Here is a 241-nt window from a genome sequence, read left to right on the forward strand (position 1 = left end):
GATTTGTTCACGCTCAAAGCCATCAAAGTCAGGATTAACAAAAGCAGCGGTTAGTTGTCGGGCGCGATCAGGACGGAAATTGAAAAAGATTACCCCATCATCGGCTTCCACCCCTCCGGCAGCAACGCGAGTCGGCGGGATAAATTCATCTGTGATCTTGCGATCATACTGTTCTTTCAGAAATACCTTAGGATCAATTTCTGTTTCACACTCTCCTTGAGTAAGTACTTCATATGCCTTT

At 45.2% G+C, this 241-nt stretch carries 1 pseudogene; it reads right to left on the minus strand.

From position 1 onward, the window contains the following. Positions 1-241 (minus strand): annotated as a pseudogene (locus R0J87_RS24070) (2,3-bisphosphoglycerate-independent phosphoglycerate mutase); the annotation flags it as partial.

Origin of the sequence: Halomonas sp. SIMBA_159 (genome assembly GCF_046536035.1) — a bacterium.
In the GTDB taxonomy this organism is placed as follows: domain Bacteria; phylum Pseudomonadota; class Gammaproteobacteria; order Pseudomonadales; family Halomonadaceae; genus Vreelandella; species Vreelandella venusta_A.